The 19899-nt window shown below is 40.3% G+C and carries 22 protein-coding genes and 1 pseudogene; 6 read left to right on the top strand and 17 right to left on the bottom strand.

Going from position 1 to position 19899, the window contains the following annotated elements; translation table 11 throughout:
- Positions 1-12: 12 nt before the first annotated feature.
- From CYK16_RS03315 to CYK16_RS03300, 4 genes are all read right to left on the bottom strand, one after another.
- Complete coding sequence (locus tag CYK16_RS03315; protein ID WP_000546817.1) at positions 13-753, bottom strand: esterase family protein; 741 nt, start codon at positions 751-753, stop codon at positions 13-15.
- A gap of 20 nt (positions 754-773) precedes the next feature.
- Complete coding sequence (locus CYK16_RS03310; RefSeq protein ID WP_060805693.1) at positions 774-1598, bottom strand: alpha/beta hydrolase; 825 nt, start codon at positions 1596-1598, stop codon at positions 774-776.
- Between the two features lie 136 nt (positions 1599-1734).
- A complete protein-coding gene (thiI, locus tag CYK16_RS03305) occupies positions 1735-2949 on the bottom strand; it encodes a tRNA uracil 4-sulfurtransferase ThiI (protein WP_101776637.1) in 1215 nt (404 codons plus the stop codon).
- Positions 2950-2957: 8 nt separating this feature from the next.
- Entirely contained in the window at positions 2958-4100 is a 1143-nt protein-coding gene (locus CYK16_RS03300) for a cysteine desulfurase family protein (protein ID WP_060805691.1), read from the bottom strand.
- 138 nt (positions 4101-4238) lie between these two features.
- Between CYK16_RS03300 and CYK16_RS03295 the strand changes: the two genes are divergently transcribed.
- A complete protein-coding gene (locus tag CYK16_RS03295) occupies positions 4239-4670 on the top strand; it encodes a DUF6556 family protein (RefSeq protein ID WP_060805690.1) in 432 nt (143 codons plus the stop codon).
- Positions 4671-4690: 20 nt separating this feature from the next.
- Here CYK16_RS03295 and CYK16_RS10850 read toward each other — a convergent pair.
- The 8 genes and pseudogenes from CYK16_RS10850 to glmU all read right to left on the bottom strand — a co-directional run.
- Positions 4691-4943: pseudogene (locus CYK16_RS10850) on the bottom strand (IS5/IS1182 family transposase); the annotation flags it as partial.
- A gap of 357 nt (positions 4944-5300) precedes the next feature.
- Positions 5301-7064 carry a glycerophosphoryl diester phosphodiesterase membrane domain-containing protein gene (locus CYK16_RS03290; protein WP_060805689.1) on the bottom strand — a complete coding sequence of 588 codons (1764 nt, stop codon included), beginning with the start codon at positions 7062-7064 and terminating at the stop codon, positions 5301-5303.
- Positions 7065-7072: 8 nt separating this feature from the next.
- A complete protein-coding gene (locus tag CYK16_RS03285) occupies positions 7073-7663 on the bottom strand; it encodes a 3'-5' exonuclease (protein WP_060805688.1) in 591 nt (196 codons plus the stop codon).
- Between the two features lie 98 nt (positions 7664-7761).
- The gene (gene rocS, locus CYK16_RS03280; RefSeq protein WP_000021242.1) at positions 7762-8253 is read right to left on the bottom strand and encodes a chromosome segregation protein RocS; all 492 of its coding nucleotides are present in this window, start codon (positions 8251-8253) and stop codon (positions 7762-7764) included.
- Positions 8254-8329: 76 nt separating this feature from the next.
- Positions 8330-9022: a 5'-methylthioadenosine/adenosylhomocysteine nucleosidase gene (locus tag CYK16_RS03275; protein WP_060805687.1), complete on the bottom strand. Its 693-nt coding sequence runs from the start codon at positions 9020-9022 to the stop codon at positions 8330-8332.
- Between the two features lie 16 nt (positions 9023-9038).
- Positions 9039-9350 (bottom strand): cell wall synthase accessory phosphoprotein MacP, encoded by a 312-nt coding sequence (macP, locus tag CYK16_RS03270; protein ID WP_000517862.1) that lies wholly within the window; start codon positions 9348-9350, stop codon positions 9039-9041.
- A gap of 11 nt (positions 9351-9361) precedes the next feature.
- A complete protein-coding gene (locus tag CYK16_RS03265) occupies positions 9362-9907 on the bottom strand; it encodes an NUDIX hydrolase (RefSeq protein ID WP_060805686.1) in 546 nt (181 codons plus the stop codon).
- 9 nt (positions 9908-9916) lie between these two features.
- Entirely contained in the window at positions 9917-11296 is a 1380-nt protein-coding gene (glmU, locus tag CYK16_RS03260) for a bifunctional UDP-N-acetylglucosamine diphosphorylase/glucosamine-1-phosphate N-acetyltransferase GlmU (RefSeq protein ID WP_000073766.1), read from the bottom strand.
- Between the two features lie 155 nt (positions 11297-11451).
- Here glmU and CYK16_RS03255 point away from each other — a divergent pair, with 155 nt between their 5' ends.
- The 5 genes from CYK16_RS03255 to lysS all read left to right on the top strand — a co-directional run bounded on the left by CYK16_RS03255 (position 11452) and on the right by lysS (position 15916).
- On the top strand, positions 11452-12252 hold the full coding sequence (locus CYK16_RS03255; protein ID WP_060805685.1) for a GH25 family lysozyme: 801 nt from the start codon (positions 11452-11454) through the stop codon (positions 12250-12252).
- A gap of 94 nt (positions 12253-12346) precedes the next feature.
- Positions 12347-13189 carry a DUF368 domain-containing protein gene (locus CYK16_RS03250; protein ID WP_050278929.1) on the top strand — a complete coding sequence of 281 codons (843 nt, stop codon included), beginning with the start codon at positions 12347-12349 and terminating at the stop codon, positions 13187-13189.
- Positions 13189-13671, top strand: a complete 483-nt coding sequence (locus tag CYK16_RS03245; protein WP_060805684.1) for an aminoacyl-tRNA deacylase — start codon at positions 13189-13191, stop codon at positions 13669-13671. Before CYK16_RS03250 ends, CYK16_RS03245 begins: the two co-directional genes overlap by 1 nt.
- Positions 13671-14288, top strand: coding sequence for a histidine phosphatase family protein (locus tag CYK16_RS03240; RefSeq protein WP_060805683.1), 618 nt, complete (start codon positions 13671-13673; stop codon positions 14286-14288). The genes CYK16_RS03245 and CYK16_RS03240 overlap by 1 nt, the downstream gene beginning before the upstream one ends.
- A 137-nt stretch (positions 14289-14425) precedes the next feature.
- On the top strand, positions 14426-15916 hold the full coding sequence (gene lysS, locus CYK16_RS03235) for a lysine--tRNA ligase (RefSeq protein WP_060805682.1): 1491 nt from the start codon (positions 14426-14428) through the stop codon (positions 15914-15916).
- 61 nt (positions 15917-15977) lie between these two features.
- On the opposite strand, the gene CYK16_RS03230 is transcribed toward lysS, so the two are convergent.
- From CYK16_RS03230 to obgE, 5 genes are all read right to left on the bottom strand, one after another.
- On the bottom strand, positions 15978-16817 hold the full coding sequence (locus tag CYK16_RS03230; protein ID WP_049532862.1) for an amino acid ABC transporter substrate-binding protein: 840 nt from the start codon (positions 16815-16817) through the stop codon (positions 15978-15980).
- 9 nt (positions 16818-16826) lie between these two features.
- Complete coding sequence (locus CYK16_RS03225; protein ID WP_049532863.1) at positions 16827-17456, bottom strand: amino acid ABC transporter ATP-binding protein; 630 nt, start codon at positions 17454-17456, stop codon at positions 16827-16829.
- A gap of 9 nt (positions 17457-17465) precedes the next feature.
- Positions 17466-18107, bottom strand: a complete 642-nt coding sequence (locus tag CYK16_RS03220; protein ID WP_060805681.1) for an amino acid ABC transporter permease — start codon at positions 18105-18107, stop codon at positions 17466-17468.
- A gap of 300 nt (positions 18108-18407) precedes the next feature.
- Positions 18408-18566, bottom strand: a complete 159-nt coding sequence (locus tag CYK16_RS03215; protein WP_060805680.1) for a hypothetical protein — start codon at positions 18564-18566, stop codon at positions 18408-18410.
- 9 nt (positions 18567-18575) lie between these two features.
- Positions 18576-19886, bottom strand: a complete 1311-nt coding sequence (gene obgE, locus CYK16_RS03210; protein ID WP_060805679.1) for a GTPase ObgE — start codon at positions 19884-19886, stop codon at positions 18576-18578.
- Positions 19887-19899: the final 13 nt, after the last annotated feature.

Genomic DNA, 19899 nt, shown 5'->3' with positions numbered 1-19899 from the left:
AGGTAACTCCTTTTATAAATAGAGATTTCCAAGGAAATAAGGCATTTGTTTGCGCCACCATTCCCAGTCGTGGGCGACATCGTGTCCCCATTCAGCAAACCAGGCTGGAATTTGTTTCTGGTCAAAGGCTTCTTTAAGCTTGTAGAAGGATGGCAAGCCATCTTGTTCCCAGGCACCGAGACCCGTACAAAGCACAATCTCTGCCTGACGATAACGGTCAATAAACCAGCCGTCGTTCTGGTTCCAGATATAATCTACTGGCGAGTTTTGGTAAATGGCATCGTCATTGTAGTAATCGCCGACAAAGAAACGTGCATCGTAAACACCACTAAGAGCAATCACCTTGGTAAAGACATCTGGATGTTGGAGAAAAAAGTTGACTGCATGGTAGGCGCCCATGGAGCAACCTGTCGTCATCATACCATCAAACCAACCTGTCTTATGCTTGATAAAAGGAATGGCCTCCTCAATCACATAGCGCTCGTAGGCACGATGCATCTCCGCTTGGTCGTGACCGTTTTTCCAAGTGGCCAACCAGCTCTCACTGTCTACACTGGATAGGGTAAAGAACTGAACACGGCCTTCCTCGATAAAGGAAGCACAAGCATCAATCATGCCAAAATCATAGTATTCATTGTGACTACCACCTGATGAAGCAAAGACCACAACTGGAATCCCAGCATGACCATAACGGTTAAGGTACATTTCACGGTTAAGATTGCCACTCCAGTGGCTAAGGTTTTCAATATGCATTGGCCTTCTCCTTTTCTAACTTACCATTTCTCTGCAAAAAATCTCAGACAGTCTGGTAAATTTTCCGACCAAGGGATTTCACTATGGATGGCACCAGACTGAACTTTTAAGACAAGATTGCCCAAGTGTACTCCCCCTGCTACCAAATCATGGTAATAGCGAAGAGACGAATCGATATAGGCTTGTTTGATATTACCTGCCATCAGGGTCTTGTCCGTATCATCTGCTTCTTCTGTTCCAACATAGATAAAGATACGCTGGTCAGGCGATAGTTTCTTGCGCTCGATATAACGATTAAAGGCTTCTTGATGGAGCCAGTTGGCAGATGAAAAGACCCCTAGACAGCCAATTTGGTCTTGGTATTCCAAACCGATAAACTGGGTAATATTGCCTCCTAGTGAAGACCCAATCATAGCCGTATGCTGGCGATCAGCTTTGGTACGGTAGGTCTCATCGATAAATGGCTTGACCACCTCCATAACAAACTCGGCATACTCCACACCCTTACCGCCAAACTGCTGCCCTGGGATAGGAGATTCTTGGAATTTCCATGCCGCATACTCATTCATCCGCCCCATGCCATCATTATCAATGGCTACGACAATCATGCGACTGATATCAGGATTACGCTTAATAGCTGGTATAATCTTCCATGAATGGCCAATGAAAGACTCCTTGCTATAAAAAACATTTTGCCCGTCATGAAAGTAAATAACAGGATAGGAACGATTCGTGTCTTTCTCATAATCTTTAGGCAGAAGAACACGCACACGGCGCTCCTTACCTGTATAAGGAACCTTAAGCTTGTGTTCTTTCATTTTTAGATAAAAGTAGGATTGATTCATTGTCAGAAAACTCTCTATATTCAAAATTTTATTTTATTATATCACAATTATAGAAAAAAAGTTAGTTTTGCTTCCACTTTTGGAATTAAAAACTAACTTTTTCATCTATTTTTCTAAATTCTTCTGGATTTTCTGATTAGAGAAGATTGTCAATCAAGTCATCCACTTCATCTTTTTCAGCCTGCGGTGTAATCTCAGTAATCATGATTCCAGCCACTGCTCGTTCAACCAAAGCTTCAACATCCATACGCGCTTCGTACTGCTCCGCATTCTTAATCTTAGGATTAGTCTTTGGACGATCTGGCGCAAAAATGGTACAACAGTCTTCAAACGGTTGGATTGAAATGTCAAAGGTATCGATTTCCTGAGCAATGTCAATGATTTCCAACTTATCCATTGTCACAACTGGACGAATAATTGGAGTGTTGGTCACAGCGTTAATAGCCTGCATGCTTTCCAAGGTCTGGCTAGCTACTTGACCAAGACTTTCCCCATTGATGATAACCAATCCATTTCGTACCTCACGAATACGGTCAGTAATCCGCATCATAAAACGACGCGTCAAGGTCATGAGATAGGCTTCTGGCGCTTTGGCCTTGATTTCCTCTTGAATCTCTGTGAAAGGCACTTCGATAAACTGGATATTGCCCCCAAACTTGGTCAATTTACGAGTTAAATCTTGGGCTTTCTTAAGTGCTCCAGGACTGGTGTAGGGTGGGCTAGCAAAGTGAACGGCTTCAATATCCACCCCACGTTTAAGCGCTAGATAGCCAGCTACAGGTGAGTCAATTCCCCCTGATAACATGAGCATGCCCTTACCAGAAGTTCCCACAGGTAATCCACCTGCTCCTCGAATGGTTTCATAGGAAAGATAAGCAGCCTCTTCACGAATCTCCACCTGAAGATTGATGTCAGGATTTTTCATCTGAGCTTGCACATTTGGAATAGCTTCAAAAACAGCTCCTCCAAGTGTTTGATTGAGTTCACGACTATCGAGTTCAAAGTTGTGGTCGCTACGCTTGCTAGAAATCTTAAAGGTCATGCCTTCCTTGTAGATGTCCTGCATAATCTCTTGGACAGCAGACTTCAGAACTTCTACAGATTTTTCAACCTTATATACTGGAGAAAAATTTTGAATCCCAAAGACTTGCTTAAGTGATTCTGCAACTGCTGTGTAATCCGCCCCATTGAGGTAAGCGTGGGCACGATCGCGATCTGCGGTTACCTTTACTTGGGGATAGATAGACAAAACGTCCGAAATATTATTGCGAAGTTTATTGATGAAACGCATACGGTTTTTACCCTTGGTTGACAACTCTCCGTAGCGAATCATAATTTCTGAATACTGCATGAATTCTCCTATCTTACTTTTCTAGTTTGATTGTAAATTAATTTTAACTTGGTCAAAAACTGCTCGACCTGACTCATATCATTTTCAAGGTCTAGGCTTAGACGCACAGCTGACTGGGCCTTATCTTTATCCACTCCCATAGCAATCAGAGTTCCGGCTGGTTTTCCTGCCTTGGATGAACAAGCAGAAGTCGTTGATATGAAAATATCATAGTCTTCAAAAGCGTGAACGATGACTTCTCCACGAACACCCTTAATCCCAAAAGTCAGGATATGAGGGGCAAAATCTTCCTCATCTGAAAAGACAAAAATATCTGGATAGTCCAAAAGAGCTTGGCGAATCACTGCCTTCATCTGTCCTGTCTTGCTCCTAAAGATATCTAGCTTTTCCATAGACAAACGGAGAGCTTTAGCAGTCGCTGCAATCCCTGCCACATTTTCAGTTGTTGAACGATAATCACGCTCCTGACCACCACCTGTTAAAAGAGGCGTGATTTTCTTGCCTGGCTTGATATAGACAAAGCCAACGCCACGAACTCCGTGGAACTTGTGACCAGAGAAAGTCGCGAAATCCACTCGTTCTGTCAGATACTTTTCAGTCGGAATTTTAGCAAGCGCCTGAACCGCATCAACGTGGAAGGAAATAGTCGGCTTGTCTGCCAACAGTTCTGAAATAGCCTCAATAGGTTGGATAGAGCCGATTTCATTGTTCACAGCCATGACGGAAACGAGGGTCGTATCTGGTCGTATCAAATCTGCTAGCGCCTCAACATCCACAAATCCTTTCTCATTAACTGGAGCCAAATCCACTTCAAAACCTTGAGATTTCAACCAAAGAGCTGATTCCTTGACTGCTGGATGTTCAATGGCTGATACGATGATGTGCTTACCAAACTGGGATTTTTCAAAGGCCACACCCTTGATAACCCAGTTATCACCTTCTGTTCCACCAGATGTAAAGAAGATTTCATCACTTTTCTTACCGATTAAATCTGCAATCTGTTGACGGGAAGCATCTAAAATTCGTGTTGCCTGGTCTCCCAAACGATGGAGACTAGATGGATTTCCTAAAATTTTTGAAGCGACCTGCATATAAGTTTCAAGTGCTTCAGGATAGGGCTTGGTCGTCGCCGAATTATCAAAGTAAATCATGTTTTCTCACGCTTTCTAAAATCACTCCCTCTATTGTATCATGAAACGGAGCCTGCGACAAGAAAGGGCAATTCCTCTTTTTTTAAGATTTTTTTAAAGAAATGCGGTATAATAAGTTTTAATCAAAGGAGAGAATGCATGTCTAATTATCGTAGAACTTCAAAACCAAAAACAGAACACATCAAAAAAGGCTTTACAGTCTTTCAAAAAATCGTTGCGACTATCGCTAGTATCCTTGGCTTAATTACCGCAAGTATCACTATCATGAACGCCTTGGATAATAACAAAAATACTAAAAAAGAACCTACGACACCCCAGACGACAACCATTGTCAAAGAAATTCAAAAAGAATCCCCTAAGGAAAACACTAGTCCTAATAAGGAAAATAATACTAGTCAAGAAAAAACACAGCAAGAGGAAACGCCAAAAGCTAGCGTCAAGGAAGAGAAAAAAGAAGATCAGAAAACAGCAACTCAGGATTCTTCTACTCCTACTCCAAGTAAATCGACTAATGAAAATGAAAAACAGTCCAATACTCCAACTTCAGAAAATAAAAGCAATCCTCAGTAAGCACATGATCTAAGAAAAAATCAACTCAAAAAATAAAACTGCGCAGTAACTTCTGTCTTGACCACAATCAAGCTAAAGAGAGACTGTGTTTTTGTATAATTGATGTTTTAGATGCTAGATTCTTGACCAATTTTGTGAGATTCATACTCATAAAGATGAATCCTAGCGATGTTATGACAGTTTATTTATTTCTAACATAAACTCTGCACATGCCAAAAATACTCTCTCATCTGCCCCAAAAGGGAAAACATCCATTTTCTGTTTGACATAAATTCAAAAGCCTTCTTCACGCAGAAGTTAGTAACCCTTTTACATCTGACATAAATAACCTAGTTCAACCACTTCATAGGCATTACTTCCTGTTTTATTCTTATTTTATACTCTTCGAAAATCTCTTCAAACCACGTCAGCATCACCTTACCGTACGTATGTTACTGACTTCGTCAGTTTTATCTGCAACCTCAAAGTTGTACTTTGAGCAACCTGCGGCTAGCTTCCTAGTTTGCTCTTTGATTTTCATTGGGTATCAATTATAAACCATGGCATAATAAAACGAGCATATTCAACTGATACATCGCTCGTTTTTTTGATATTTTAGAGGTGATTTTTTGCTCAACCTCTTTTTGCTTACTAAAAATTAAAGAATTCCATAGCCTGTTTGAAAAGCAATTCAGTATACTCTGGGTCTTCTTGGGCAATGGTAACTTGCTCTTGAATCATTTCCAAGTCATCTGTTATCATGCCATCAGCTCCCAAATGAACAGATTTATCAAAGGACTCTGAACTATTAATTGTCCACACGTACAATTTCTGATCGGTATTCCAAAGCTTGTTGACAAAATTTTCATCTAAAGTTGAATACTCCATGGTGTAACCTGTCGCCTTGGTTCTTGGAAAGATACTATTGTAAGGTAGAATGAAATAAACTGGAATTTGAGAATCGTAGGCTAAAACCTGGTCAATCACATGATAGTCCAAGGATTGCATTTGGTGACCATTCTGCTTAAGAACTGTTCCATATTTTTCCATAAAGCGTTTCATCATATCTGGACTATCTTTTCGACTGGTTTTAATCTCAATAAGAAGTTTCTGATGCAATTCATTAGCTTTGTTTAGATAAGCATCAAAACTAGATACCTTGGTATGATAGCCATTTTCAGAAATATCAAGTTTGGTTAATTCATCCAAAGTTAGATCCTGAGGATTGGCATTAACTCCTGTCAGATTCTTGATATTAGCATCATGCATCATGACAAACTGGCCATCTTTTGTTTCCTGAACATCTGTCTCAACGAAATCTGGAGATAACTGAGCCGTCTTTTCTAAAGATTGGACGGTATTTTGAACACCATTTTTATCTGAAACACCGCGATGAGAGATAATTAAAGGTTTATGTGAAACTGGAGCTTCTAAATAAACATAACCCTCAAGAGCGAAAAATATACAAGCACATCCCATCACTCCCCATCTCATCCAGTGGTCTTTCTTTCTCCTTGGTGTGATTTCTAGTTCCTCCCCTGTCAAAAAGGAAACAAACTTAATGAGAAAGTAAGTCAAGGCCATATAGTGGAAATTCTTAATCAAGACAAAGTTGATAATTCCCAGCACAAGAGATTCCCTATGGGTCAAACCATCCATCAGTGTCTGACTTGCCAAGATTGGAATCAATAAAAGAATGAAAAATAGGTAGGTTTTGACAACAATCCAAAGTAAGTTCCAGATATAAAACCAGGAGTGCTTTCTTGTCTTCTCTAGACTGTATTTGACTGCTTCTTTGACTGTTTTTTTCTCAAATAAAAGCTGAGGTAGGGCAAACATGAAACGCACTGAAATATAAAACAGAAGTAAAGCCAGAATAGTAACCACTATACCTACAAGCCAATACTTGTCTTCCACATAATCAACAATAAAGTCCGGAATGACAATTTTATTGAGGTAATAAATCTTTAAAATCTTTCGAATCAATGGAAAGAGCATTATGACATAAAAGAAGATAAAGGCCATTTTGGAAATCGTCACTTGTCTCATAAATAAGAAACTTTGGCGAAAGACCTTGCGACTGTACTCCAGCAAGGTCCTCCTTTCGTGATAGAGGAGGTGTCGAGCTCCGATAAAGAGAAGTCCTATTTGGTAATAGGCAATCAGTAAATTAACGATTACCAGAATAAATAAAGCAAGACTAACAAATGGCGACCCTTTTATAATGGCAAAAATATTGTTGTATGAAAGAAAGAGATAACCTGTCTGACGGAGTAACAGTCCAGCAATCCAAGAATTAAGTGGTAACCAGACAAATTCAATCATCATAAATATCAAGAAAAAGAGAAAGAGAATTTTATCTAGATTAAAGTAGATTTTCCTAAAACCTAGATTTTTAGGTTTTTCAGGTTTCATAGGCACTCCTAGTCAAATAATTGAGACAAGTTCAAGCCTCCAAAAGGATTGTTTGATAGGCTACTTTCTCTCTCTAACAATTCTCTAGCTTGATCTGACTCTAAGAAGGACTCGTAAACACGCGCCGTCATCCGAGCATCCTCTAAACTATTATGAGACTGACCTTGAAATCCAAGAAATGAGGCAACGGTTTGCAACTTGAGATTGGCAATACCATGTAAATCCGAACTACGGCGTTCAAAAGCTTCATCATACAAATCCACCTTATACTGTTGGCTATAATCTAAACCATGCTCTGCTAGAATAGGCAAATCACTTTTAGCAGCATTGTATCCTACCATGGGTAAAGAACCCACAAACTCTTGGAAATCTTTGATAACTTTCTCCACTGGGGGAGCATCTTTTAAGGTCTCAGCTGTAATCCCAGTCAAACCATTGATAAAACTCTTTAGAGGCACACTAGTATGGACATAGGAATCATAGGCATCGATTTCCTGACCATCTCTAAAACGCACTGCCGATACTTGAATCAAGTGTGTTTGCCCTTCATGCTGATTAAATTCTAAATCGAAAGCAATGTAATCTTCTAATCGTTCCATTTTCTACCTCTCCTATACTGTTATTTAACTTGAGCAACTATACTATTTAGAAACAAAAGAAGCCATCAGGTTAGCATTTAACCTAAACAGCTCCTTGATTATCCTCCAAATAAACGAGCAAAAAAGCCTTTCTTAGTTGATTGGACTTCTTCTTTTGCTTGGTCCAGCTCTAGCTTAAGATTTTCTTGATCCTTCATGGCTTGAAGGGTCAATTGTTGCTGCTGATCGAGTTGTTTGTCTTTCTCAGCAATCTGACGGTCTTTGATACGCATCTGCTCGTCTTTTTCTGATAACTGACGATCCTTGGCTTTTAATTGTTCATAGAGACGAAGAATTTCTGCATTCTTCTCATCAACCAGAATCTCCATCAGTTCACGTTGCTTGACATCTTCACTGACAGGCTCATCTTCAAAAATCGTTTTTTTATAGATTTCTTCTAGCTTAATCAAGCCACTTCTGGTAACGACTGTTACCCCTTTGTCATTTTTATCTGTGTCTTCTTCTGGTAATTCTTTGACACGGTTATTGATTGCTTGGCGAGATAATCCTAAGACCTCTGCAATCTCACTGACGGTCATTTCAATACTCATAATATCCTCTGAAACGTTTTCTAGCTTTTCTTTACTTAAATCTTATCATAAGCTAGAAAAACTGTCAAATTTTCGCTTAATTTAAGGCCTTCAAAAAGGCTAATAAGACTTGGGCAGAGCGACGTCCAGCTTCGATAATAAACTCATCAAAAGAGATGTTTGCTTCATGGTTGGCATTATCACTCATAGCTCGGATGACTAAAACTGGAAGATTAAGGGCATGCGCCGCCTGAGCAATCGCTGCCCCCTCCATCTCAACTGCTAAAACTTCTGGAAAATGGGACTTAATCGCTTCTATCTTGTCATTTCCAGCAACAAAACTATCTCCTGTAGCAATCAAACCAAGATGCCAGTTCTGGTCCAATTGATATAGACTCTCTTGAATTTTAGCAACAAAGGTTTTATCTGATTCGAAATAAAGCGGTTGTTGCGCCATTTGTCCATAAGCGTAGCCAAAAGCTGTGACATCCACATCATGATAGGCTAATTTGTCAGCAATCACAATATCCCCAACAGCAATCCCCTCTGCTACTGCCCCAGCTGATCCCGTATTAATAAGAGCATCCACTTGGAAATGATCAGCCAAAATCGCCACACTCATAGCAGACATAACCTTACCAATTCCACTTTCTACAAGAACGACTTCATGAGAGGCAATGGTCCCTGTATGATAGGTATTCCCCAAAACAACTTGCTCCTGGGCATTGTCTAAATGCTGGACCAGATAAGCCAGTTCTTCTGGCATGGCCGCAATAATTCCTATTTTCATTTCAATTCCTTTTCTATTACAAAAGTTTCATTGCTAAGACAAGCAAAATCAAGAGAAAGATGACTGCAAATAAAATCTTATTCAACTTAGAATTGAAGACATTTCTCTTAGTATTTTCAATGCGACGGCTTTTATGAATAGACGGTTCGACCTGAATCTTCAAGGTTTCCTGGCTAAAACCATGTTCCTTAGGATTGGCATAACCAAAACGGGAAGAAGAGGTTGGTAAAATCTTGGTCTCCTCATCATCTAGCAAAGGGGGACCTGAAATTTTTTCGCCTCTATTAGCTCTTTCAATCATTTCATCCGTTAATAAAGGTTTACCCATACTGACCTCCTCTATTTTTTCTGCAATTCCCAATACTGAACAGCCATAATTGTCTTGGCATCACATATATGACCTGCTTGGATTAATTTCTTGGCTTCTTCTAAGCTCACTTCAAGGACTTCCAAGGTCTCATCTTCATCCTGCGGACGCGGATTTTCCACTTTCGTCAAATCGCTTGCTCGGTATAGTTTTAATTTTTCATTACAAAAGCCAATGGCTGAATAAAAGTCATACAAAAGTTCTAATTTCCCTGTGTAGGCTGTTTCTTCCTCTAATTCACGAAGGGCTGCTGCTATAGGGTCTGTGTTTTCTCCTACTTCCAACTTTCCGGCTGGAATTTCGTAAGAGATAGCCTCGATGGCTTTGCGGTACTGCTTGACCAAGATGAGTTTTTGTTCATCCGTCACAGCTAAAACACAGACAGCTCCATTGTGGAAAATCAAATCCCGTTGGGCAGTTCCCTTGCCTTCTGGTAATTCAACCTGATCTTGAACCAGTTTAAAAATCGGTCCTTGATAGATTTCTTTTCGACTAAGCGTTTTTTCTTCAAATTCCATGATAGGCTCCTACTGATTTTTAGGATGATGGGGAAGACGAGTTGCATATTCATCTTTATTGACCTGACGACCACGACCAATCGCAATGGCATCTGCTGGAACATCTTTAGTAATAGTTGAACCAGCTCCAACGAGGGAATTGTCACCTAACTCAACTGGAGCAATAATGGTTGAATTTGAACCAACGAAGACATTGTTACCGATGACTGTCTTGTATTTGTTTTTGCCATCATAGTTGACTGTAATGGTTCCAGCACCAAAATTAACCTTGCTACCCACTTCACAGTTTCCAATATAAGTCAAATGACCAGCCTTAGTATTCTCACCGATTGAAGAACCTTTCACCTCAACAAAGTTTCCAATATGAACTTGGGCACCCAGACTTGAACCTGGACGAATGTGGGCATAAGGTCCGACAGTTACGCCGTCTGCAACACTGCTTTCCTCAATCATAGAATTGGTAATGACAGCTCCTGCTCCGATAGTGCTATCCACTACATACGTTCCATTTGTCAAAACAGTCTCAGCGCCAATTTTCGTTTGACCTTTCAAGGTAACATTGGCTTCGATTTGAACTTCAGGCGCAATCTCAACATCAATATCGATATAAGTTGCTTCTGGGTTGACAAAGCTAACACCATTGACCATGTGTTGGTGATTGATGCGGCGACGCATGACCGACTCAGCTGTCGCAAGAGCCACACGGTCATTTACCCCAAGACTTTCATCAAAATCTTTCAAAGTATAAGCGCCAACTTTTTCACCAGCTTCACGGAAAATACCAATGACATCTGTGATATAGTATTCACCTTGAGCGTTATTGGTATTGATATTTTTCAAAGCCTCAAACAAACGCTCGTTGTCAAAGACGTAAGTTCCAGTGTTGATTTCCTTGATTTGTTTTTCAAAATCTGTAGCATCCTTCTGCTCAACAATGCGAAGAACTTCAGCATTGTCATTACGTACAATTCGTCCATAGCCAAAAGGATTATCCGTTTCAGCAGTCAAGATAGTCGCTACATTTTTATGATTGATGTGGAAATCAATCAAGTTTTTCAAGCTTTCACCAGTGATTAAAGGAGTATCTCCTGCAATGACCAAGGTGTGCCCTGACAAACCTTCTAAGATAGGTTCTGTCATCATAACTGCATGGCCAGTCCCTAACTGTTCAGATTGAGTCACAAATTCTGTCTGTCCAGCCAAGACCTGCTCAACCAATTCTGCCTTGTGTCCGACAACTGTTACTGTCTTTTCAGGTTGGATAGCTCCCACACTACGGAAAACATGTTCCAACATAGAAATACCCGCAACTTTGTGCAAAACTTTTGGCAAATCAGATTTCATGCGAGTCCCTTTACCCGCTGCTAAAATAATGGCATAATTTGACATAATCTTCTCTTTTCTCTAGAAATTCCCTTTTATTATACCATATTTCAAATCATTCCGCTCCCTTGAATGAAAAAATGCTCCAAAGTCCTTTTCTTAACCCATTTTTTGAGTATTTTTTTTGATTTTTTTTCATTTTTAAGGTAGAATTATGAGATATGAGAAAGAAAATTAATCCGCTTATTTTATTTGGTTTTTTTGGGATTATGATTTTCATTTTAATCCTGAATCGCCCTCGTTTTGAGGACCATCCTGTAAAAACAAAGTCAAATATCGCGCAAGTAGAAACACAAGCGCTACACAATATAGATAAACCGGTAATTGATGTTTCTGGTTGGCAGCGTCCTGAGGAAATTAATTACGATACTCTGTCCCAAAACATTTCTGGAGCTATTGTTCGCGTCCATAGTGGCGCTCAAACGTCCAAAGAGAACGATGCTGCCTTTGTTAATGGGGTAGATAAGGCCTTTAAAACCCATATCACGGAGTTTCAAAAACGAAATGTCCCAGTTGGTGTCTATGCTTATTTAGCTGGAAAAAGTATCCAAGAAATGGAAAAAGCCGCTGAAGTTTTTTATAACGCCTCTTCACCATACAGCCCTAGTTACTATTGGCTAGACGTGGAAGAAAAAACCATGTCCAATATGAACGAGGGTGTTGAAGCCTTTCGAGCAAAGCTAGAATCACTTGGTGCTAAAAACATCGGAATCTACGTTGGTGTCTACTTCATGGAAGAACACAGTATTGATACAGGCAAATTTACGTCTGTTTGGATTCCTTCCTATGGTTCAAATACCGGATTTTTCGAAAGCAAACCTAATACGGACTTAGATTACGACATCCACCAGTACACTTCTAAAGGAAAAATTGCTGGCTTTGATCACGATTTGGATATCAACGTCATTTCTTCCTTAAAAAACAAAGAAGAAACCTTTAGAAAACTCTTTTTAAAACCTTAAAAGCATTTGTTTATCATTTGCTTTTTCTTTTTGTGTTTGATTGTGATACAATATAGTAAGGATTTTTTGAAATAGAAATAGTTGGAGGAAAAATATGCTCTCATGGTTAGCACGCCTTATTAAAGGGATTGTCATTGCTCTTGGATTTATCCTACCGGGAATTTCCGGAGGGGTTCTAGCAGCAATCTTAGGAATTTACGAACGGATGATTGGCTTTCTGGCCCACCCCTTTAAGGACTTTAAAGAAAATGTTTTGTACTTTATTCCAGTTGCCATCGGTATGCTTCTGGGAATCGGCTTATTTTCCTACCCGATTGAATACCTGCTTGAAAATTATCAGGTCTTTGTCTTATGGAGCTTTGCGGGTGCCATCATTGGTACAGTTCCTAGCCTTCTCAAAGAATCAACTCGAGAATCTGACCGAGACAAGATTGATTTAGCTTGGTTCTGGGCAACCTTTATCATTTCTGGACTAGGACTCTATGCCTTAAATTTTGTCGTTGGAACCTTAAGCGCCAGCTTTCTTAACTTCGTCCTAGCAGGCGCACTATTGGCCCTTGGTGTATTGGTTCCTGGCCTCAGCCCATCAAATCTACTTTTGATTTTAGGCCTCTATGCTCCCATGTTGACTGGCTTTAAAACCTTTGACCTCTTGGGAACCTTCTTCCCGATTGGAATCGGGGCAGGTGCAACTCTCATCGTTTTTTCAAAATTGATGGATTATGCCTTAAACAACTACCACTCACGCGTCTATCATTTCATCATCGGAATCGTCTTATCAAGTACTCTTTTGATCTTGATTCCAAATGCAGGAAACGCTGAAAGTATCCAATATACTGGTCTTTCACTTGTTGGATATGTCATCATTGCCTTCTTCTTTGCACTGGGAATCTGGCTTGGTATTTGGATGAGCCAATTGGAGGATAAGTATAAATAATGGCAAAAAAAGTTAAAGTCAAAAAAACATTAGTAGAACAAATCCTGTCTAAAGCAGGTATCCAACATCAGGGGATTCAAATCAATGCCCTGGAAGGAGAGCTTCCTCAAGGTTATGAACGAGATCAGATTTTCAAAACCTTGGCTCTTTTGGGAGATAAAACAGGACCGATTATCGGAATTGTCCCTATCACTCAACACTTGTCGGAAAAGAAACTAGCCAAAATTTCTGGCAATAAAAAAGTGAGTATGATTCCACAAAAGGACTTGGAAAAAACAACTGGTTACATTCATGGAGCAAATAATCCTGTCGGAATTCGTCAAAAACATAATTATCCCATTTTTATCGATAAAATTGCTCTAGACTTTGATCAAATGATTGTCTCTGCTGGGGAAGTTGGTCACAGCATTATCGTCGCTCCACAAGACTTAGCTAACTTTGTAAAAGCTGACTTTGCAGATATCTTGGAGGACAGCAAGTAATGAAACTCTACTTTGTCCGCCACGGTCGTACTGTCTGGAACCAAGAAGGTCGTTTTCAAGGTGCTAGTGGAGATTCTCCCCTTCTTCCTGAATCCATTGAAATCCTAAAACGTCTCGGCCAGTATCTCAAAGATATTCCTTTTGATCAGATTTATTCAAGTGATTTACCTCGAGCGGTCAAATCTGCTGAGATTATCCAAAGTCAACTCAAGACACCCTGTCCTTTAGAAAGCGTCTCTAATCTCCGTGAATGGCAACTGGGGAAGTTAGAAGGTTTGAAAATTGCAACCTTGGAATCTATTTACCCGCAACAAATCAAAGCTTTCCGATCTAATCTTGCTCAATTTGACACTCAAATGTTCGGAGCCGAATCCCTCTATAGCACAACACAACGGACCATCCAATTTATCAAATCATTAAAAGATAGTCCGGCTGAGCGTATTCTAATTGTCGGTCACGGTGCTAATCTCACTGCCAGTCTTCGTACTCTTCTAGGATATAAAGAACCACTTCTTCGTAAAGATGGCGGTCTAGCAAACGCCAGCCTGACAATTCTAGAAACCGTTGATTTTGAAACATTTACTCTCAATATTTGGAATGATACTTCCTATCAATAACAGAACTTGATTTTAGCGTCAAGTTCTTTTTAGTTTTGAAAGATTATCCGTGAATTTCTTGGCTATTTATGATAAAATGGGAGTATCGCAAAAAATGACTCATCGTATTCAATTTTGAGTAAAACTAGGAGGATCCCATGTCAACAGAACATATGGAAGAACTAAATGACCAGCAAATCGTTCGCCGTGAAAAAATGGCTGCGCTCCGTGAACAAGGAATCGATCCCTTTGGAAAACGCTTTGAACGTACTGCAAATTCACAAGAATTAAAAGATAAATTTGCTGACCTCGATAAAGAACAATTACACGATAAAAACGAAACAGCTACTATCGCAGGACGCTTGGTAACCAAACGTGGTAAAGGTAAAGTTGGATTTGCCCACCTTCAAGACCGCGAAGGTCAAATCCAGATCTACGTTCGTAAGGATGCTGTCGGTGAAGAAAACTACGAAATCTTCAAAAAAGCAGACCTTGGTGACTTCCTTGGTGTCGAAGGTGAAGTGATGCGTACAGATATGGGAGAACTCTCTATCAAGGCGACTCACATTACACACTTGTCTAAGGCACTTCGTCCACTTCCAGAGAAATTCCACGGTTTGACTGACGTTGAAACAATTTATCGTAAACGTTACCTTGACTTGATTTCTAACCGTGAAAGCTTTGAACGCTTTGTCACTCGTTCAAAAATCATTTCTGAAATCCGTCGTTACCTTGACCAAAAAGGCTTCCTTGAAGTAGAAACACCTGTACTTCACAACGAGGCTGGTGGTGCTGCTGCCCGTCCATTTATTACCCACCACAATGCCCAAAACATTGACATGGTGCTTCGTATCGCGACTGAGCTTCACTTGAAACGCCTTATCGTGGGTGGTATGGAACGTGTCTATGAAATCGGTCGTATCTTCCGTAACGAAGGAATGGATGCTACTCATAACCCTGAGTTCACTTCTATCGAAGTCTACCAAGCTTATGCAGACTTCCAAGACATCATGGACTTGACGGAAGGCATTATCCAACATGCTGCTAAATCAGTTAAAGGTGATGGTCCAGTCAACTATCAAGGTACTGAAATCAAGATTAACGAACCATTTAAACGTGTTCACATGGTTGATGCTATCAAGGAAATTACTGGTGTCGATTTCTGGCAAGACATGACTTTGGAAGAAGCTAAGGCAATCGCAGCTGAGAAGAAAGTTCCAGTTGAAAAACACTACACTGAAGTTGGCCACATCATCAATGCCTTCTTTGAAGAGTTTGTTGAAGAAACTTTGATCCAACCAACCTTTGTCTATGGACATCCAGTAGCTGTATCTCCACTGGCTAAGAAAAATCCTGAAGACGATCGCTTTACTGACCGCTTCGAGCTCTTCATCATGACTAAGGAGTACGGTAATGCCTTTACTGAGTTGAACGACCCAATCGATCAGCTTAGCCGTTTCGAAGCCCAAGCTAAAGCCAAAGAACTTGGTGATGATGAAGCGACAGGAATCGACTATGACTACATTGAAGCTCTTGAATACGGTATGCCGCCAACAGGTGGTTTAGGAATTGGTATCGACCGTCTCTGCATGCTCCTCACCGACACAACTACTATCCGTGATGTATTGCTCTTCCCAACAATGAAATAAGCTCTTATCCTCTGGTACTTGCCAGAGGATTTTTTGATGCAAAAAGAGACTGAGTAAAAACTCAATCTCTACTTTTCACTTCTTTTGTTGCTACATCTTCTCCAAACCATTTCTGGCTGATTTCCTGGAACTTTCCTTCTTGGTATAGTTCGATAAAGGCTTGGTTTAATGCTGTTAATAATCTTTTATCAGCTGGTCTAACTCCGACCGCAAAAGATTCACTCTCAAATCCAGCTGAAAAGACATTATAGTCATTTAATATCCCCTCAGACTGGAGGTAGTAATTAGCATACACTCGGTCAATCAACAAGGCATCAATTCGGTCATTCTTCAAATCAATCAAGGCTTCATTGAAACTCTGGTATTGATTGGCCTTCTGGTCTTTGACACGATTTTTCAATAAATCTGGCTGGGCCTCAAAGTCAAGATAACCAGAGGACCCAGCTTGGGCACCCAAGGCCTTATCCTTCATCTCCTCTACTGAATGAATTTGCTGGCTTCTCTTCGTAACCAGAACTTGCTGATTTTCCATATAAGGAATGCTAAAGGCAACCTTCTCTCGGCGTTCATCAGTGGCAGAATAGCCATTCCAGATGGCATCAATGGTCCCATTTTGCAGTTCCGTTTCCTTCATATCCCAGTCAATTGGCTGAAATTGCACCTTAAAATCTAATTTTTCAGAAACTGCTTGTGCTAAGTCAATATCAAAGCCCGTATATTGGCCATTCTTTTCTTCAAATCCCATGGGTACAAAGGTATTGTCAAAACCAATGGTTATACTGCCTTGCTCTTGATACTTATCCCAGTTATCCTGCTTTGGATTGCTAGCCTTCTGAGTACAAGCCGTTAAAAAGAGAGTCAGGAACGAAACCAATACCAAAGCAATTTTCTTATTAGTCATCGTCACCTCCTACTTGGGCTCAACCTTGAGAATCTGATCTGCAATATTTTCAGCGAATTGTAAATCGTGGGTAACCACAATCTGCGTCATCCCAAGTTCCCTATTTTGCAAAATCAGTTTTTCCACTTCCAAGCGTAATTCTGGATCTAGGGCCGAAGTTGGTTCATCGTAGCCAATGATTTCTGGGTCAATCATCATAGCACGCGCCAAGGCCACCCGTTGCTTTTGCCCACCAGATAGTGAGAATGGATAGGCGTCTGCGTGCCCTGCCAGTCCTAACTGTTCCAAGAGATCACGCGCCTTCTTCTCAGCCTCTTCCTGCTTCATTCCCATAGTTTTCACAGGTGATAAAGTCAAATTATCTAGAACTGATAAATGAGGGAAAAGTTGAAAATCTTGGAAGACAAATCCCAGTAGATTTCGCTTCTCCAGTTCATCCAATTCTAAAGGTTCTCCATTATAAAAGATTTGCCCTGAATCAATGGTTTCAAGACCTGCAAGCATACGTAAGAGAGTTGTTTTACCTCCACCAGAAGGCCCAACGATAGCCAGGATTTGTTTTTCAGGAATACTTAGACTGAAATTGGACAAAATTTGCTTTTCACCAAATCCCTTATTGATATTTCGTAATTCTAACATGGCAGCCTCCTATCTATAGTAACTGTACTTCTTCTCAACTTTTTTGGCAAGAATGGTCACAATACCAATCAAAATTAAGTAAATGGCTCCTGCTAAGAACATAGGAACCAAACTAGCATCACGGTTGGCAGCTGTTCGACTCGCCAAGATAAGATCTGAAATTCCTAGAGCATAGACCAGAGAAGTATCCTTGACCAAACTCATAACCTCATTAAAGACACTAGGAAGAACAATCTTGGTCACCTGAGGCAAAATAATATAGCGAACTGTGTCAAAAGGACTAAACTTCAAGACCTTGGCAGCCTCATATTGACCTTTAGGAATGGTATCAATCCCCCCACGGAAAATTTCAGCAAAGTAAGCCGCATAATTCAAAACAAAGGCAATGATAGCCGCAGGAAGGCGATCTAAACGGATCCCAATACTTGGTAGCACATAATAGATAAAGATCAATTGCAAGAGCAAGGGTGTCCCTCGCATAATCCAAATGTAAATGTTAATCAGATGATGGAGGGGCTTCCAATGGACTTGCAAGGCAAAGGCAATCAAAACGCCCAAGGGAATAGAAAAAATCAAGACCAGCACAAAAACCTGTAAAGTCATGCTTGCACCGCTCAATAAACTCGGTAATATCTCAAACAAATAAGACATACTGACACCTCCTAAAAATAATTGCTCCTATTATAGCATAAATAAACTAAATAACCAACTATTTTTGTAAAAAAATTCTTTTTCAATAGAAAAAATACAGTATCTTGAAGCTAGAATAGGACAACACTACTTATAAAGCCTTGTTAGAAATTTGATTTGAATTCCCTAGTCTATTTGTTTACATTCTATTTCAATATATTATAATTTATAAGTAAAAAGAAAGGACAAATTTTGCCCTTTCTCGACCTTAGCTTCTATTCGTTACCGTTAACTTGACTGATAATTGGAGTTTTATCTTCTTTACTGTGATGGATTTTCTTTTTTAGCTCGTGCCAATCTCAAGGCACGATTTGGATTGAGACGATTAAATAGTTCTTCCAATTTCTTTTCATTCCAAACATCTGCAGCGGAAACGAAATTTCCATCCGCATCTCGGAAAGATATCGGTTTATCTCCCATACCAGTCTCCTAGTCTACAAATTCAAACTCAAATTTACCAATGCGGACTAAATCTCCATCCTTAGCACCACGCGCACGAAGAGATTCATCAACTCCCATACCACGAAGTTGGCGAGCAAATTTCATGACTGATTCGTCACGATCAAAGTTGGTCATATTAAAGAGTTTCATCAGTTTTTCACCAGAAAGCACCCATGTCGCATCGTCATCACGACTAATTTCAAAGGCTTTTTCTTCCTCATCAAATCCATAATAAGCTTCTTCTTCCATATCTGACTCGTCGTAGAGCAAGAATTCTGGTGTCTTGTCTAACAATTCAGCTGTAGCATCCAAAAGCGTAGCCAAACCTTGCTTGGTCAATCCGGAAATTGGGAAGATAGCTGGTAACTCTTCAAATTCATCATAGTTTTCAGCCAATTTTTTCTTAAATTCTTCAAGATTTTCCTGACTCTCAGGCATATCCATCTTATTGGATACAATAATCTGTGGACGCTCCATGAGACGAAGATTATACGACTCCAGCTCTTTATTGATGGCAAGATAATCCTCATAAGGATCACGGCCTTCGCTAGCTGACATATCAATAATATGAAGGATGACACGGGTACGCTCAATGTGACGGAGGAACTGAGTTCCCAAACCAACACCTTGACTAGCCCCTTCAATCAAACCTGGTAAATCAGCTACTGCAAAGGATTCACCTGATTGGGTGCGAACCATACCTAGATTTGGCACAATGGTCGTAAAGTGGTAGGCACCAATTTTAGGTTTAGCAGATGTGATAACACTTAAAAGTGTTGATTTCCCTACAGATGGAAAACCTACTAAACCGACATCTGCCAAGATTTTTAGTTCCAATTGTAACTCACGTTCCTGACCTGGTTCTCCATTTTCAGAGATTTCCGGTGCAGGATTTTTTGGTGTTGCGAAACGAATATTTCCACGTCCACCACGACCACCGTGGGCAACGATAAATTCTTGACCATGTTCAATCAAATCTGTCAAAACCTTGCCAGTCTCTGCATCACGAACAGTCGTACCTTGTGGTACTCGAACTCTAAGGTCCTCAGCTCCACGACCATGCATCCCTTTGGTCATCCCTTTTTCACCAGAATCAGCCTTGAAATGGCGATTATAGCGGAAATCCATGAGGGTACGTAAACCTTCATCTACAACGAAGACGACATTGCCTCCACGACCACCATCACCGCCCCAAGGACCGCCATTAGGGACATATTTTTCACGGCGAAAGGCAACCATGCCATCACCACCATTACCAGCCTTGACCTTGATCTTAGCTGTATCTAAAAACATACTCATTTTTTCTTCTCAC

Source organism: Streptococcus oralis subsp. dentisani (genome assembly GCF_002860905.1).
Taxonomy (GTDB): Bacteria; Bacillota; Bacilli; order Lactobacillales; family Streptococcaceae; genus Streptococcus; species Streptococcus oralis_BA.
This window is presented reverse-complemented; position numbering and strand designations above follow the sequence as displayed.

Excerpts from the sequence above, each read along its gene's own strand:
- CYK16_RS03315 (WP_000546817.1), bottom strand. The coding sequence starts at position 753 with ATGCATATTGAAAACCTTAGCCACTGGAGTGGCAATCTTAACCGTGAA.
- CYK16_RS03310 (WP_060805693.1), bottom strand. The coding sequence starts at position 1,598 with ATGAATCAATCCTACTTTTATCTAAAAATGAAAGAACACAAGCTTAAG.
- thiI (WP_101776637.1), bottom strand. The coding sequence starts at position 2,949 with ATGCAGTATTCAGAAATTATGATTCGCTACGGAGAGTTGTCAACCAAG.
- CYK16_RS03300 (WP_060805691.1), bottom strand. The coding sequence starts at position 4,100 with ATGATTTACTTTGATAATTCGGCGACGACCAAGCCCTATCCTGAAGCA.
- CYK16_RS03295 (WP_060805690.1), top strand. The coding sequence starts at position 4,239 with ATGTCTAATTATCGTAGAACTTCAAAACCAAAAACAGAACACATCAAA.
- CYK16_RS03290 (WP_060805689.1), bottom strand. The coding sequence starts at position 7,064 with ATGAAACCTGAAAAACCTAAAAATCTAGGTTTTAGGAAAATCTACTTT.
- CYK16_RS03285 (WP_060805688.1), bottom strand. The coding sequence starts at position 7,663 with ATGGAACGATTAGAAGATTACATTGCTTTCGATTTAGAATTTAATCAG.
- rocS (WP_000021242.1), bottom strand. The coding sequence starts at position 8,253 with ATGAGTATTGAAATGACCGTCAGTGAGATTGCAGAGGTCTTAGGATTA.
- CYK16_RS03275 (WP_060805687.1), bottom strand. The coding sequence starts at position 9,022 with ATGAAAATAGGAATTATTGCGGCCATGCCAGAAGAACTGGCTTATCTG.
- macP (WP_000517862.1), bottom strand. The coding sequence starts at position 9,350 with ATGGGTAAACCTTTATTAACGGATGAAATGATTGAAAGAGCTAATAGA.
- CYK16_RS03265 (WP_060805686.1), bottom strand. The coding sequence starts at position 9,907 with ATGGAATTTGAAGAAAAAACGCTTAGTCGAAAAGAAATCTATCAAGGA.
- glmU (WP_000073766.1), bottom strand. The coding sequence starts at position 11,296 with ATGTCAAATTATGCCATTATTTTAGCAGCGGGTAAAGGGACTCGCATG.
- CYK16_RS03255 (WP_060805685.1), top strand. The coding sequence starts at position 11,452 with ATGAGAAAGAAAATTAATCCGCTTATTTTATTTGGTTTTTTTGGGATT.
- CYK16_RS03250 (WP_050278929.1), top strand. The coding sequence starts at position 12,347 with ATGCTCTCATGGTTAGCACGCCTTATTAAAGGGATTGTCATTGCTCTT.
- CYK16_RS03245 (WP_060805684.1), top strand. The coding sequence starts at position 13,189 with ATGGCAAAAAAAGTTAAAGTCAAAAAAACATTAGTAGAACAAATCCTG.
- CYK16_RS03240 (WP_060805683.1), top strand. The coding sequence starts at position 13,671 with ATGAAACTCTACTTTGTCCGCCACGGTCGTACTGTCTGGAACCAAGAA.
- lysS (WP_060805682.1), top strand. The coding sequence starts at position 14,426 with ATGTCAACAGAACATATGGAAGAACTAAATGACCAGCAAATCGTTCGC.
- CYK16_RS03230 (WP_049532862.1), bottom strand. The coding sequence starts at position 16,817 with ATGACTAATAAGAAAATTGCTTTGGTATTGGTTTCGTTCCTGACTCTC.
- CYK16_RS03225 (WP_049532863.1), bottom strand. The coding sequence starts at position 17,456 with ATGTTAGAATTACGAAATATCAATAAGGGATTTGGTGAAAAGCAAATT.
- CYK16_RS03220 (WP_060805681.1), bottom strand. The coding sequence starts at position 18,107 with ATGTCTTATTTGTTTGAGATATTACCGAGTTTATTGAGCGGTGCAAGC.
- CYK16_RS03215 (WP_060805680.1), bottom strand. The coding sequence starts at position 18,566 with ATGGGAGATAAACCGATATCTTTCCGAGATGCGGATGGAAATTTCGTT.
- obgE (WP_060805679.1), bottom strand. The coding sequence starts at position 19,886 with ATGAGTATGTTTTTAGATACAGCTAAGATCAAGGTCAAGGCTGGTAAT.